The organism is uncultured Microbulbifer sp. (assembly GCF_913055755.1).
In the GTDB taxonomy this organism is placed as follows: Bacteria; Pseudomonadota; Gammaproteobacteria; order Pseudomonadales; family Cellvibrionaceae; genus Microbulbifer.
Genome location: NZ_CAJXKH010000091.1, coordinates 1 through 15305, shown reverse-complemented (window position 1 = coordinate 15305; position 15305 = coordinate 1). Strand labels below are relative to the sequence as shown.

The window sequence follows — 15305 nt, the reverse complement described above, 5'->3', positions numbered from 1 at the left end:
GGTTGCGGTTGCGGTTGCGGTTGCGGTTGCGGTTGCGGTTGCGGTTGCGGTTGCGGTTGCGGTTGCGGTTGCACAGTCTGGGGTGTGGGCTGTAACGGCGCAAATGACGACGAAGCTTCTGCAGCAGCGCTCAAAGCGGGAGGGTTTTGGGAGCCAGACGGCGTGTCAAACCCTGGAACGCCCTGTGTCTGCAACCCATCCACCGCCGAAAACGAATCGGCAAACGGATTGTTCGAGCGTGTTACGTTGCCGCCAGACACAACCGGACTGGTTTCCGGTAGCAATTGCGGAAAGTGCTGCGGCGACGCCTGTGGGCTCGGCTGCGATTGCTGGTAGGCTTGCAGCTGCACTTCCGGTTGTTGCGGTGACTTAGCAGATATCTCCATCGAATGACTGTGTGCCGGTGCGTGATCCTCGGTACTTCCCTCTTTCCACCAGGCATCGTCGTCACCCCAATTGTTAGACAGTTCGGGGGTTGCGCCAAATCCAGCCATTAAATCGCTTGGCCCACTTTGATTCGTCGCTGCATTCAGCACCTTCATGGGGTCAGTTGGATTTTCCTGTCCCAGAAATTGACTACTCGTGTGCGCCTCCTGTCCCACCAGCAGATAGCCCCACTCTCCGCTCGCATTTTTGCTACCCGGGGCTTCCGGCTCCAACCAGCTATCGAGCTGTCGAGCCTCCTCGCGGTTCTGCATTTTTGCCTCTGCCGCGGGACTAAAAGTGGTGCGATCAGCGCTATCGAGAAAATCGGCAGTACCCAGGCCCTTGGGCAGAGCTTCGTCCACAGCTGTGCTGCGGATGGCAACCTTCAGTTGATAATCGCCCACACTGATAATATCGCCATCCTTAAGCGGTACACGGTTACCCTTGCCAATAGGCTCACCTGACTGATTGTGATACGTGCCATTGGTACTCTGGTCGACGAGGAAATATTGATTTCCTTTATATTCGATCAGCGCGTGTCTCGAGGACACTACCCGCTGCGGATCTGGCAACACCCAGTCATTGCTATCCGCGCGCCCGAGACTGCCGCCAGCGGAGTTGAACAGCGTGGTATGTTTGAGCATGTTGGCGCCATCGGGATCGGCCAATACGGAAAGCAAAATTTCCATGTCACAGAGACTCGCGCTTTTGGATTTTAGTGGTCGATAGTTGTCCGAATTTACCGGGCTGAACACCATGGTCCCCGGAGATCAGTACCAGAAAGCGACTGGAGTCTCGGCAACAGGATTTCATCCTTGCCTTGAACCGATCGCAACGTACTGATTCCGGCGCTGGTGAAACGCGCAGCAGCGCGATCATTCATCAGCGTCTCGGCACAGGGGGTCACCCAGGTCCCCTGGGGCATTTTTCGCAGATGTAACGGCAGGTCGGTGTAACAATCCGCTGCCACTGCTGCGGGCTGCCCGGAATTTACGAATTGGTGGCATAGTGACAGCGCCAGCAGATAGGCACTATTGCCCCAAAGGTAATACTGGTGGCCCAGGTCTGCCGTTAACTCCTCGTAGTCAAAACTCTCGGTACGTGCAGTGTCGGCGCCGTAGGGCAGGCGCAACATAAATCTCGGTGCGGCCAGCGCCACGTGCCTGCACGCGTCGTACTCGCGTACTGCCTGCCAGCTCTGCTCAAATTCTTGCGACAACGTGTAGTGCCAATCGTCTGGGTCCGGGGATCCCGCGAGGCTCGGGCAGCCGGCCAGGCGTACATCGCCCCCAAACAACAAGGCACTATCTGCAGATTCCGCAATCGTTGCGAAATCAATCAGCAAATGCAGGTCACGCTCGTCATCGGCAATATAGAAATCTCCTACCACCAGGTTGTAGGGTCCACCACCAGCTACCGCCTCTCGGACGACCAGGCGCTGGAACAACTGGGATTGTTCCAGATCACTTTCCGCCTGTGCAAAATCCGCGAGAATCTCCGCCTTACTCACATCAATCAGGTGGACTTCCAAATTCGGATGCTCGACGAGCCTCCGCATCAGCAAGTGCAGACTGCGCCAACTTGCTTCCAGCTGACGAAAATCGCTGTGATGCATTATTTTACGCATGGTTTCGGAAGCCGCCTGCCTGACCGCCTGCAGGTAGATTTCCTGACTGGTATCCGCTTTTGTCTGTACATAGGGGGCTACGATATCCTTGATCAATCGATCAATCCCCGAATCTGTACTGCATTCATACTGGTCCCGGTACAGACTGCCAGACAGGATGGCATCCAACATGGACTGTGTTGCCGTCGCGGGCCGGCTAACGTCGATACCTCGCAGTGCAGGCTGCCACTGCTGTATTTCGGCGGCTGCGCGGGGGAATTCCGCCGGGGTTAACAGTCGTTTTTCCAGGTCGATAAACTTGCGAAAAATCGGCACCCGGTGATACAGATAATCCGGATGCAGATCATCGAACTCAAGTAGCCACAGCGGGTCCTGCATCAATGGTAACTGCAGCCCGACTTTCATCTGCTCAAACAAGGATTCGAAATTGTCCTTGCTCAAGCGGAATGCCCGTCGCGCAGCAAGGGATTCCGGTTCACACAATTGGCGACTTTCACGTCCGCTGAAATCTCCCAGGATCGCGACTTTCAATTTGGCACCCTGGTGCAATTTACCGTCAGGCTTATTGCTCCGCCCTGCGCTGAACTCTGCTTTTTCAGTACTGACCACTGCGCGGCTCACGAGATCTGCTCCGTCGCTACTGCCGAGGTTGCATCTTCACTATCACGGGAGGGCGCCCGGGAATTACAGCTATCGTCAGTGTCGCGTTTTTCGGCCTTTGCTTTCACATCATCAACGATCATTTTCTTATTACTCTTTCTGGGGCGCCCGCGCTTAAGCGGCCGTACACGCTGGTTGGCTATCTGCTCGATCTTTTCTTTGAAGACATCGCCGCCGAGTACCTGACCGAGCTTGATGGTTTCGGCAATATATTCCAGAAGGCGGCGATCAAAGCGGTATCTAAACAGTTTCCTGTAGGCCTCCGCACGCGCTTGCGGGCCATCCCCCAGTTCCAGGTAGAGCCTGTGATCGGAGATAACATCACTATTCGAGTTACTCGCATGGTGATTGAAGCTCGACCAAGGATAGTCACCGAGAGAGTCGGCAAGCCCAAGGTAAAGTGGGCGCAACTCCACATAGCGATAACAGGTAAGCAGGTACGCATCGGTGTCGATCAGACTGGATTTGTAACGTCCGGCCCACAGCGTACCAGAACGCTTATACCGGTGATTGATATATTGGACGTAGCGCCTTCCGAGCGACTGCATCATCGACGATATGCCATTTGGCACTCTGGGCGTGGCAATAATCTGCACCATATTTGGCAGCAACACGTACGCATGAACATCGACACGGTATTGCTCAGAAGAACTTTTCAGGCTGACCAGATAGAACCGATAATCCTCTGCATCAAAAAAACACGGCAGATTATTGTGCCCCACCTGGACAATGTGCTGAGGAATATCAATTAGATTAAGTCTCGGAAGACGGGGCATCTTGCCAAAAAATCCTTTTTAAGTTGCACAGCTGTACCAACTGCACACACTTGATTCCAATGAGGTGGGCATTATTGCAAATGAATCAAAAAAAATTCAAACGTTACGCGCAGGCAAGTTAACATTAATGATTCAAGTCAAAGTATTTCCTTCGGAATAACAGGAAATTCTTACAACAGTACCAATTAGCGGAGCAATGATTGGCATGGAGCCCTTCAGGTTGGCAGTAAACGCGCGTACCGATATCGGAAAGATACGCGAAGAAAACGAAGACAGTGTCCGCTGCCGCAGTGATACAAATTACCCCTTTGCTTATGTGATAGTCGCCGACGGCATGGGCGGTTACAGTGGCGGGGCCATCGCCAGCCGTATCGCTGCCGATACACTGCAGGTTCAGTTCGACTCACTAATGAATCAGACCTTTCTTGCCTGCTCCCCCGCACAACAACAACTTATGTTGCGCGCCAGCCTGGTGGACGCGATAGCGAAAGCCAACCAGAAGATTATCGAAACAAAGCGGACACGCCCGCAGTTCTCACAAATGGGCACAACTCTCGTGACTGCAGCAATCTGGGAGGATTTTCTGATAGTGGCGCATATCGGCGATTCACGCGCTTACCTATGGAACAATCACGGATTACAACGTCTTACACGGGATCACAGTGTTGTGCAGGAAATGATTGACTCGGGACAGCTGACGCCAGAACAGGCACAGGTGTCCCAAGTAAAAAATCATATTACCCGGGCGCTCGGTGTAGTGGATTCTGTAGAAGCCACTATAAACAGCTGGACACTCAAGGAAAGCGCGCTGCTGTTGCTATGTACTGATGGCGTGACCGAGTACCTGGAAGATGAAACCATTGGCTCCGTTCTGGCAAACCATCGCCCTGCACTGGAATGCGTTTACCGGTTTATTGACGACGCCAATCAGCACGGCGGCAAAGACAATATCAGCGCTGGCATTATTGAATTTTGCAGTCAGCCGGAAGCCGAGGCAGAATTTTCCGGAATCTCCATCACCCTGACACCGCAAAAATCCGAAGATACCACGGTACGCAGGATGCAGCGACACAACGAAAATCCACAGTAATTTTTTGAGAAACCGACATGACACCGGAACGTCTGGTCGATTTTATTCCGAAGCGAATTTCTGAATTAGAACCACCCGATCTGCCACCCGCATCGGTCAGTGCCCCAGAACTCTGCCGCTGGCTCGATGCCAGCAGCGTTACTGGCGCCACCGTGCCACCTAATTTTCAACATTCACCATGGCCACAGCCTCCCACAATACTCGCCACTGGTTTCAGCCTGTCCCGGGCGCCCGATCAACCCTGGATGCATACCCCCACACAGTTTCCGGTGCGCTTTTGTAATTATGCGGGCACCAGCCTTCACGGTAATACGCTGCCGGATCTGTCACGCTGCCGGCGAGTCGCAGAACATGTGATAGCTGCCAGTGGAGAAACCGCGTTTTCTCGTACAGATTTGGTACTTGGCGGCCCTTTTGAATTTCGTTGGCAACGTTACTACCGGCCATCTGCAAATGGCGACAGCTGCCTCGGTAGCGGCTGGCGGCACACACTGAACGAAAAATTGCAGCTGGCAGGAACAGACGAAGCCAGTAAAGACAAAATCACACTGCATACCGCGGAAGGTCGACTGGTCATTTTTGACCTGCCAGAAATTGGTCACGGCTGTTTTAATCGCAGCGAGCGCCTATTACTGGTTCGTCAGAGCCTGTTCAGCTTTCGCCTGAGCGGGTTTTCCCATCCGGATAAAATATTTCGCGCCGATGGAGCAGGAAGTTACGCGCCGCTATGTGAATTGCGCGATGGCTTCGGCAACACACTCGCCATTGACTATCGTGACAACTGCCCCCACAGAATCGTTACTTCCTGGGGACGCACTCTGGAATTCCACTACCGCGACGGATACCTCAGTGAAATAAGGGACCTTAATCAATCCCCTGAATCCAACGCCAGGTGCAGCTACTTGTATGGTGAAGGAAACCGATTACACGCAGCGCACACCGGCGCGATGAGGGAAAACTATTTTTATGAGAACCACCATCTATCCAGATTGGAAGGGAATGCTCACGGCACAGTGAGCTTTGAATATGATGATCTTCAGCGCTGTAACCTGGTGGCGCAGAACGGTCTCGTTCATCGGCTGCGTTGGCAGCAACGACGGCACACCTGCCTGCTTTCTTCGGAGGCTCGCCATGATATCGAGATACGATTTGATACTTTTGGCGATGTTATCCTTGAGCGACAACACGACAGAGAAACCCGCTATTTTTACGACTACTACCGTAATCTCACACTCAAAGTTACGGCGGACGGTCAACGGGAAATATTTCGATACGATAAGTTTGGGCGCCTGTTACGTCGCACATGCAAGGAGCTGCATCACCGCTATCAATACGACGCGACAGGACGCCTGCTTGCGGTTCATCTGGCGGGTGACCAAAATTGGCATTTTGCCTACGGAGAGCATTTTCAACCACTGTCCATCGTTGATCCCGCCGGCAATCAATGGAAATTTGGATACGATGATCGCGGTCAATTGCGGCAGCTCACCGATCCTGAACTCGGTACAGTTGCGCTCGACTGGGACGCGCAATCACTGTTGCGGTCCCTGCGCCGCGGTGACAGCACCTGGCAGTGGCGCTACGACCATTCCGGACGAGTAGCTCACCAGAGCGGCCCATATTCTGCCGAGCGCCAGTGGCACTACGATGACGCCGGCGAGCTCAGTGGCTGTGTGATTGCCGGTGCAACGCTGGAACTGTTCCGGGACACTGAGCAGTACCCCTGCCGGATCAGCATGGACGGCGAATGCCAGCTGCAATGGCAGCGAGACGAATTCGGCCGCATTCGTCATATTTCGTTTGCCTCCGGCGATAGTTGGGAGATGAACTACGACGCCTGGGGATCCCTAGTCCAGCTGGAATGTGTGGGAGAGGATGGGGAAGAGCATGTATTGCAGTGGCAATACGATCCTTTTGGGCAAGTTATCCGTTTTTATGACAGTCGCAATCACTGGCGAGAATGGCAACACGATGCCGGTGGGCGAATCACCGAGTACCGCGATCGAGATAGTCACTGGTACTTCCTCTACTCCGAGACCGGCCCATTGCATGAGATTCGCAACAACAATGGCCAGCGGTGTAATTTTCACTTCGATACGATGGGCCGACTGCTGCAGGCTGCCAACAGCCACAGCAATCTGCGTTTCCAGTATGACCAGTGTGGCAATCTGGCCGCGGAACATCACGATATTACCGGCGGCGAAAGCCTGAGCTTGTCGTACCGCTATGACAAGCGCGGATGGCTCAACAGCGCAAGCTCTGAATCCTTCAGAGCCGGGTTTATTTTCGCAGCCAGCGGCGGGCTTTATGAAATTTCTGCCAATGGAAAAATGACACTGCGCACCGAGTCGAAAGAGGCCAGCGAAATCTGGAGCCAGGGAAACTGCCAGATTCGTCGCGCATACAAGGACGGCTTCCTCTCGGAAATCTCCCTCGATGGAGATCGCAACTGGCGAATAAATACACCCAAGGTTTTTCCCCGACAACTGAAGGACATTTTACAGCGTCCGTCCACTGCACATTCTGTAGAGCAGGCTGTAGCGCAGAACCAACGAGGCAATGTAATTGTGACAGCCCGACCGTCATACCGCGCCGATGGTAAATCGCAGTTTCAATACGATGGCTGGGGACTGATGCAAAGTGCAGAGTGTGGCGATTTCAAGAGCTACTTTCGTTACGATGCTTTTGGCCGTCGCTACGGAAAAATCAGCAGTCACCGCGGCTCCGGGCGACAACGGCAACTAATCCATCACTGGTGGAGTTTCGGGCTTTGGAGTGAGTGTTCGCTGCAGGAGGGGGAAAAGCTTCTTTCCCACTATCTGCACCACCCACACCTGAATATCGCCATCTCCTGCTGGCGGGAAGGTAGCCAACAACACTACATCGCAGATGACACCGGCAGGCTGCTGGCGCTTCTGGACAACGAGGGTAGCCCGCTCTGGAAAATAGACTCTGCCGAAGGCAGCCCCGGGGTTTACCGCGGTACTGCAGGACTTTTCGATAGCGAGACCCGGCTTTTTTACCGGGATTTCAGCTACTGGCACGCGGGCGCGGAAACCCGCTGCGCAACAGTGCTGCTGTCAGGAGGCGAGTGGTTGCGGCAATTGTCGCAAGGTCACAAGCCGCAATAACAGTGCCAATATCCCGCAGGTGGCGATACTGGCCACCAGGGTTATTGGCGAGCCATCAAACACGGCGCTGACAATCGCAATCGCCGCGGCCCCCAGCATCATTTGCAAGGTCCCGCCCAGCGCTGCCGCTGTGCCCGCGATGGGACCGTGATCATCCAGGGACAACACCATGGTTGTGGGCACTACCAGGCCGAGACAGGAATTCCCCGCCAGTAACAGGCCGACCAGCACCACGAAGTTATCCACCCCATTCAGGTTCAGCAGCAGGTTCAGCACCGAGAAAAACGCGAATCCGGCCACCGCCCATTTCACCACCGGTACACCGCCATAACGCTCACACAAGTTGGCCGCAAACTGACTGGCAATGAAGAAGCCCAGTGCGTTCAGGGCAAAGGCGAGGCTGAACTGGGTCGGCGTCAACCCGTAGTAATCCGTATACAGGAACGCCGCAATGGAGATGAACGAGAAGAAGCTCGCCATACCCATACCGCCAATCAGGGTCATACCCATAAAGTAGGGATCGCGGAACAACTGGCGGAATGCGTCCCACATGGCGGACAGTCGCACCGGCACCCGATTGGCCGCAGGCAGGGTTTCCGGCAGTGCAAACCGGATCAGCAGGATGCTGGCAACGGTGGCCAGCGCCACCGCGTAAAATACCGAGGGCCAGCCAAATGGCCCCATTAGCAGGCTGCCAAACAGCGGTGCCAGCATCGGTGATATGGAAATTACCAGCATCACCGTTGTCATCAGACGCGTGGCCTCGGTACCGGTGTAACGGTCGCGGATGATCGCGCGCGGAATCGACATCACCGCAGCGGCACCAACCCCCTGCACGAAGCGCATTCCGATCAGCCACTCGATGGTCGGCGCCGGTGCACAACCGATGGACGCCAGCAGGAACAGGCACAGCCCGAAATACAATGGCGGTTTGCGCCCGAACATATCTGCCGCGGGGCCATAGAAGAGCTGGCAAACACCAAACGCAATAAAGAAGGCGATCAGGGTGTATTGCGTTGCCGCTGCGGGCACCCCCAGATCTTCCGCCATCGCCGGCATTGCCGGCAGGTACATATCGATGGCAAAGGGGCCGACACAGCTCAACAGCCCCAGTATCAGCGCCATCCTGATCAGTTCGGGTTTCATACAGCAACGGTCCTTAATCCGGGTTCAACACTCTGCCGGACCACCGCCCGAACCGTCTCGATTCTAACAGGGACAGGGTTCAGTCCAACCGCCAATTTCCCGAGACTTTCGCCAGCTTCCGAGTCACGCCTACAATTACCCTCGGAACTGTATTCGAGATCACCATGGAAGAAGCCTTCAAGATTGCCGGGGTCGCCGTCGCTCCCGGGGAAACCCGTCATATCGAACTACCGATCGTGCGCCTGTATACGGACACGGAAATGGCAATCCCGGTATATGTGCACCGCGGCAGGAAGCCCGGCCCCACCATATTCGTGTGTGCCGCGATTCACGGCGACGAACTGAATGGCGTCGAGATCATCAGCCGCCTGATCAACAGCCGCGCACTTAAATCCCTGCGCGGAACCCTCATCGCCGTGCCGGTCGTCAACGTCTACGGGGTACTGCACCAGTCCCGCTACCTGCCCGATCGCCGCGATCTCAACCGCTCTTTTCCCGGCTCCGCCCGCGGCTCCCTGGCCGCGCGCATGGCGCATGTTTTTCTCGAGGAAGTCGTGGCCAAATGCGACTACGGTATCGACCTGCACACCGGCGCCATGCATCGCAGCAATCTGCCACAGATTCGCGCCAACCTGGACGATGCTGAAACCCGCGAAATGGCCAAAGCGTTCGGCGTACCGGTAATGCTGAATTCGACCCTGCGCGACGGCTCCCTGCGCCAGGCCGCCGCCGACCTCGGCGTGCGCATCCTGCTGTATGAAGCGGGCGAAGCCCTGCGCTTCGACGAACTGTGCATACGCGCCGGCACCAAGGGCGTGCTCAACGTACTGCGCCACCTGAAGATGCTGCCGCCACGGCGCGGCAAGGGCGGGATAGAGCCCTTCGTCGCGCGCCGCAGCGGCTGGTTGCGCGCCGGCGACAGCGGGGTCGTAAACCACAAGCGGCAATTGGGGGATCATGTGAAAAAAGGCGATGTCCTCGCCACCATTGCCGACCTTTACGGCAACGAGCTGGACCGGGTACTGAGCGATGCGGATGGGATCATCATTGGCAAGCAGAATATTCCGCTGGTACAGGAGGGTGAGGCCATGTACCACATCGCCTATTTCCACGAGCCTCACGAAGTACTGGAGAATCTGGAGTTGCTGCAGGATTCGCTATTGCCGGAAGAGAATTTTTAGCCACGATAAAATCGAAAGAAAATATCGGCTTGCGCAGGGAAAAGTTCGACTGGAAGGATAGTTGTCGGGGAAAGCATTCCGAAATGCTTTCCCCACAACCTCCACCACACTGAGCGGTGCAGTTCTATATCGCAAATGCACTACTGCTTGCGGAGCAACTCCAGCACTTCCTTGCTCGGGAACCCCTGTAATTCCACGCCAGCACTCTCTTCGAACTTGAGAATCGCGTTGCGGGTACCGGAGCCGGCCTTGCCGTCGATCTCGCCGTCGTAGAAGCCTTTTTCCTTCAGCTTGGTCTGCAGCTCCATCACCTCATCCTGGTCGAGACGGGTAAACGGGCGCTTCCAGTCCCTGCTGAGTGATGGCGCACCACCGATGCGATCCGCCAGCACCCCCACCGCCAGCGCATAGCGGTCGGAATTGTTATAGCGCTTGATCACATAAAAATTCTTCAGTACCAGAAATGCCGGGCCACCGCGGCCCGCCGGCACCTTGAGTTCAGCGATATCATCCTTGCGCGGAAATTCCTGGCCGCGCACCCGTTTGACCCCGAGTTTCTCCCACTCGGAAATCTTCAGCTTGCCCGCCGGCAGTTTGCGCTCGGGGATTTCCACCTCGTAGCCCCAGGTCTCCCCCTTGCGCCAGCCGTTTTTATCCAGCAGGTTCGCCGCAGTGGCCAGCGCATCCGGCACCGAATTCCAGATATCGCGCTTGCCGTCTCCGTCCATATCCACCGCATAGGCCTGGTAACTGGTGGGAATAAACTGCGTGTGGCCCATGGCGCCAGCCCAGGAACCGGTGAGGTGGCTCTCATCAATATCGCCACTCTGCAGAATTTTCAGCGCCGCCAGCAACTGGCTCCGACCGAACTTCTTGCGCTTCGGATCCGCGTAGGCGAGGGTCGCCAGGGAGCGCACAACACTGCGCATCACATTGGTATTATCCAGAATGGCGCCAAAGCTGGACTCCATCGACCAGATCGCCAACAGGATATTCGGGTTTACTCCGGAGCGTTTCTCGATCTTGTCCAGCCAGGGCTGCAGTTCCTGCTTCTTGGCGCGTCCGCGCTTCACCGCATACTTGGTAATGCGGTTGTCGAAGTACTGCCACGCCGGCGCCTTGAACTCCGGCTGGAAACTGGCCTTGTCCAGCACCCACTGGTCCGGGGAATCGATGCCCTTGAAGGCGCGATCAAAGGTCTCCGCGGTAATCCCCTCTTTCATCGCGGTCTTGCGGAACTCCTTTTTCCACTTTTCAAAACCGGGGTCGGCGGCAGCAGTTGCGATGATCGGCAATGCGAGCAGCAGGCTGAAAACAAGTATCAGAAAATGAAAGGGACGCGCGCGAGAAAAGTGCGCGAAAGAAAATGAAGACAGGCCCATGACAACTCCTTGGCAGTAACGGCTCGCACAAGGGTAGAACGAGAGCCTGTCAACGGAAAGGGGGGAGATGTGCCAGTTGTTCAGCCTGTGACCGAGCCGACACTGAAATCAACCGTGCGATCAGGGCGCAGGGGGAATCACGTAAAACAGCACTGCAAAGTAATGCAGAATACCGCCCGCCAGCACAAACAGGTGCCAGATAGCGTGATGGAAGCGCAGGCTCCGCCACAGGTAAAACGCAATACCACCGGTGTAACACAGACCGCCGAGTACCAGCAGCCACAGGCCGCCGCTGGCGAGGTTTTCCGCAAGGGGCTTGATCGCCGCGATGACCACCCAGCCCATCAACGCGCTCAGGGTAATCGAGATTGCACGGATCTTTTTCAGCGGGGTGAACTGGATGATCAGTCCCAGCAGCGCCAGGCCCCAGATCACCCCGAAAATCGACCAGCCCCAGGGGCCGCGCAGGGTCACCAGGGTAAACGGGGTGTAGGTACCGGCGATCAACAGGAAAATACAGGAGTGGTCGATGGTGCGCAGCACCTGCTTGGCACCCGCGTGGCTGATACTGTGGTACAGGGTGGAAGCGGAAAAACACAGGATCAGGGTGGCCGCATAGATACTGGAGCTGACAATGTGCCAGGCATCGCCGCGCAATGCGGCAAATGCACAGAGGACCCCGAGTCCGGCAATCGCCAGCAGCGCGCCGACACCGTGAGTCACGCTGTTGGCGATTTCCTCGGCGAAACTGTAGCGCTGGCTGATGTTGGCGGGTAGGGTGCTGGGCATATCAGTATTCCAAATTGAAGCTTCCACCACTATAGCGGAATTCTGTGACCATATGATTAATCACGGTCACATGATCGGGATTTGTCCGCCGCCAAGCAAGTACTGTTTGGGACCGGCGGGTACCCGCTGGCCAATGGTACACGTTTGCCGGACAACGAAACACGCCGGGAAGGATAACCCGCTGCACAGCCGCCAGATCTGCTACCGCCATGCCATCAGTGCCGCAATCGCCGCCGCCACCAGGAGGGCGAAGGCCCAGATCAGATCAAAATTGACCCAGTGCTGGCGCAGGATCGCCAGACCGAGCCTGCGGTATACGATCCAGGCGGTGCCTCCCATAACCACCAACATGGCGGCGGTGTGCAGGCCTATTGCCAGCAGCATATCGACACCGCCACTGGCCATGTGGCCCGCGTGGGCGCCGTGCCCCGCAACACTTTCCCCCGCAACACCCAGCAGCGCCGGCACCACCATCAACCCGGCACCGTGTGCCGTCGCCATCAGGAACGACCACAGGAACAGGTCCCCGAGCCCCACCTTCATCCCCACCCAGCGCGGATGGCGGTAATAGTTGAACAGCTTGTAGAGACCGACCGCGAGTAGCACCCCGGCGGTAATCCACTGCAGCAAGGTCAGGGACAGGAATCGGGAGCCCAGCAGCACCAGCACCGCCGCCAGTGTGATCGCCAGTGCATGGCCCGCGGCAATGGGCAGCAGGGCGACCCAAATCACCCGCTCCCGTTGTTGCTGCAATCCCAGAGACAAGGCAAACAACCACCCCATCCCCGGGTTCAGCCCGTGGAAGGCCCCGAAGCCGAGCATGGCCAACCAGGGGCCGATGGACCCGATCAGCTCGCACTCCACAATTTCACGATCACAGTGATGGTCATGACGGGTAACAGAATGAATCCGTGGACGAATCGCCGCCCTGCAGGCGAATCTGGTGCACCCGGGTCTCGCCGAAATCGACAAAGAACTCGGGGTCCAGCGCCATGCCGCCCTGCGGATCCGCATCCACCTTCACCATCCAGCCGCCCATCTTGTCCGGATAGAACTGGTCGTCCCAGGTGCTGTAGAGGGAATTGGTGAAATACACCCGCTTGCCGTCGCGACTGATTTCCACCATCTGCGGCCCGCCCAGGAGCGGGCCCCCGGACTTGGGGTGGGGAGTCTTGTTGACGATACCACCGATGGCCACCTTGCCCGCCAGTTTCGGATTGAACGGATCGGACACATCGTATTGCAACAGTTCGCCGGTGCCCCAGCAGGATACATACAGGAAGCGGTCATCCAGGGACAGGTCGATATCGCTGACCAGCGGTGGCACCGCGCTAAACGGTTGCAGTGCCGGTGGCAGTGCATCGGGCTCTGCGGGTACCGCCGGGATGGTGATGACCTTGTCCGCCTGCCATTGCCCCTCTTTCTGGTACCACAGCCAGATCGAAGCGGAGAGGTCCTCGGTGCTGATGACCACACCGGCAAAGCCGTAAGACTTGCGCGGATCGTGCGCCGGTCGCAGTTCCAGCGCCATCTGGTGCTCGGCACCCAGGTCGATGGTCTGGGCCAGTTTGCGTTTGCGCAGATCCCAGAAGTGCAGGCGGTGGCCGTATTTGTTGGCGAGCAGGTCTTCCGGCACCAACCCATTTTCGAACTGGTGTGGCTTGGCCCACTCGCTGCTGATCAGCACGTCCTCCGCCAGGTGCCACCAGAAGTCATACGCCAGTTGCTGGTCACCTCGGTCAATTTCCCACGGGCCCTTTACCTCGAAGCTGAAGTGGTCCAGCAGAAAAATTCCGCCGGGGCCGTCTTCGCCATCGGCGGAACCCATGGCGCTGACATAGATGGCGTCCGGCCCACAGTGCACCGTATGGGGCCGGCTGTAGCCGGACTTGGCCATCAACTCTTCCGGCTCGATGACTTTGGAGATTTTGGGGTTGGTGGGGTCCGGCTGGGTATCGATGATATACAGCCGCGAGCTGCGAATTCCCGGCACCACCAGATAGCGCCGCTCCAGGTGCGGGTGCGGTGCAAACGGGCACAGAGCGGAACTGCAGGCATTCCAGCCGAAGTGATGCAATTCATCACCCACATGGGGCAGCTCGGTCTTGCCGATGACGCTGCCGTAGGTATCCGAATCCTGATCCAGGTCCACGACGCAGATTGCATCAGGCTTGTCGTTGCGGCCGTAATTCAGCGCGGCCACATAGGCGTGACGCTCGGGTGGCGCCTGCATCGCCATTTTCGGGGATGGGTAAAATGAGGGATCGGGTTTCCACAGGCCCATAACAGCACTCCTTGCCTCGCCATAAAATAGAAATGACACCGAGGATCGGAGTATAGAAACTGCGCGGGCGGGAGGGGCCGGGTCAAACAGCTATCAGGCGATTTGCTGGCATCTTTTTCGGCGCCTTTGTCGGCACCTTTGTACACGGCACTTGCCGAGGTACGGGGCAGGCCGGAAGCTGCCTGCCCCGCCGGGAGCGGACAATCACACGCTGGGGTTGTGGATGCCCATTTCGCACAGCGCGGAGGATTCGCGCACGATGGTCTGCACGCGGTCCGGGCCGGTGGAGATGATGTCGATGGGCGCGCCCACCAGCTCCTCGATGCGTGCGATGTAGTTGCGCGCCGCCTGCGGCAGGTCCGCCTCGCGACGCACCCCGAAGGTGGTCTCACTCCAGCCCGGCATGGATTCGTACACCGGTTCCACCCCTTCCCAGCCAGCGGCATCGAAGGGCACCGGCACATCTTCGCCGGCGGCATTGCGGTAGCCCACGCAGATCTTCACTTCTTTCAGGCCGTCGAGCACGTCCAGCTTGGTCAGGCACAGGCCAGAGATACTGTTGATGCGGATCGCGTGGCGCACGGCAATCGCGTCGAACCAGCCGGTGCGGCGCTGGCGGCCGGTGGTGGCACCGAACTCGTGGCCTTTTTCACCCAGGTGGCGGCCGACGTCGCAGCCCAGCTCGGTGGGGAAAGGACCACCGCCCACGCGGGTGGTGTAGGCCTTGGTGATACCCAGCACATAGTCCAGGTACAGCGGGCCGAAACCGGAGCCGGTGGCGGTGCCGCCGGCGGTGGTGTTGGACGAGGTCAC

General features: G+C 57.2%; 12 protein-coding genes. 3 read left to right on the top strand and 9 right to left on the bottom strand.

Features of this window, described 5'->3' with window-relative positions; genetic code table 11:
• From QZ511_RS13750 to QZ511_RS13740, 3 genes are all read right to left on the bottom strand, one after another.
• The coding region (locus tag QZ511_RS13750; protein ID WP_295803164.1) for an FHA domain-containing protein at window positions 1-1115 on the bottom strand (1115 nt) is incomplete at its 3' end.
• A 50-nt stretch (window positions 1116-1165) separates the two neighbouring features.
• Window positions 1166-2674 carry a type VI secretion system contractile sheath large subunit gene (locus QZ511_RS13745; RefSeq protein WP_295803163.1) on the bottom strand — a complete coding sequence of 503 codons (1509 nt, stop codon included), beginning with the start codon at window positions 2672-2674 and terminating at the stop codon, window positions 1166-1168.
• On the bottom strand, window positions 2671-3489 hold the full coding sequence (locus QZ511_RS13740) for a transposase (RefSeq protein ID WP_295803161.1): 819 nt from the start codon (window positions 3487-3489) through the stop codon (window positions 2671-2673). Before QZ511_RS13740 ends, QZ511_RS13745 begins: the two co-directional genes overlap by 4 nt.
• Window positions 3490-3709: 220 nt before the next feature.
• Here QZ511_RS13740 and QZ511_RS13735 point away from each other — a divergent pair, with 220 nt between their 5' ends.
• A complete protein-coding gene (locus tag QZ511_RS13735; RefSeq protein ID WP_295803160.1) occupies window positions 3710-4579 on the top strand; it encodes a Stp1/IreP family PP2C-type Ser/Thr phosphatase in 870 nt (289 codons plus the stop codon).
• Window positions 4580-4596: 17 nt separating this feature from the next.
• Complete coding sequence (locus QZ511_RS13730; RefSeq protein WP_295803159.1) at window positions 4597-7710, top strand: DUF6531 domain-containing protein; 3114 nt, start codon at window positions 4597-4599, stop codon at window positions 7708-7710.
• Here the strand turns inward: QZ511_RS13730 and QZ511_RS13725 are convergent.
• Complete coding sequence (locus tag QZ511_RS13725) at window positions 7660-8856, bottom strand: multidrug effflux MFS transporter (RefSeq protein ID WP_295803157.1); 1197 nt, start codon at window positions 8854-8856, stop codon at window positions 7660-7662. The genes QZ511_RS13730 and QZ511_RS13725 overlap by 51 nt on opposite strands.
• 164 nt (window positions 8857-9020) lie before the next feature.
• Between QZ511_RS13725 and QZ511_RS13720 the strand changes: the two genes are divergently transcribed.
• Window positions 9021-10037 carry a succinylglutamate desuccinylase/aspartoacylase family protein gene (locus tag QZ511_RS13720; RefSeq protein ID WP_295803155.1) on the top strand — a complete coding sequence of 339 codons (1017 nt, stop codon included), beginning with the start codon at window positions 9021-9023 and terminating at the stop codon, window positions 10035-10037.
• 140 nt (window positions 10038-10177) lie between these two features.
• Here QZ511_RS13720 and QZ511_RS13715 read toward each other — a convergent pair whose 3' ends face one another.
• The 5 genes from QZ511_RS13715 to QZ511_RS13695 all read right to left on the bottom strand — a co-directional run.
• Entirely contained in the window at window positions 10178-11419 is a 1242-nt protein-coding gene (locus tag QZ511_RS13715) for a lytic murein transglycosylase (RefSeq protein WP_295803153.1), read from the bottom strand.
• Between the two features lie 120 nt (window positions 11420-11539).
• Window positions 11540-12208, bottom strand: a complete 669-nt coding sequence (locus tag QZ511_RS13710) for a hemolysin III family protein (RefSeq protein WP_295803151.1) — start codon at window positions 12206-12208, stop codon at window positions 11540-11542.
• A 201-nt stretch (window positions 12209-12409) separates the two neighbouring features.
• Window positions 12410-13072, bottom strand: coding sequence for a hypothetical protein (locus QZ511_RS13705; protein WP_295803149.1), 663 nt, complete (start codon window positions 13070-13072; stop codon window positions 12410-12412).
• A 22-nt stretch (window positions 13073-13094) separates the two neighbouring features.
• Window positions 13095-14492 carry a selenium-binding family protein gene (locus QZ511_RS13700; protein ID WP_295803148.1) on the bottom strand — a complete coding sequence of 466 codons (1398 nt, stop codon included), beginning with the start codon at window positions 14490-14492 and terminating at the stop codon, window positions 13095-13097.
• 204 nt (window positions 14493-14696) lie between these two features.
• The coding region (locus tag QZ511_RS13695; RefSeq protein ID WP_295803146.1) for an adenylosuccinate synthetase at window positions 14697-15305 on the bottom strand (609 nt) is incomplete at its 5' end.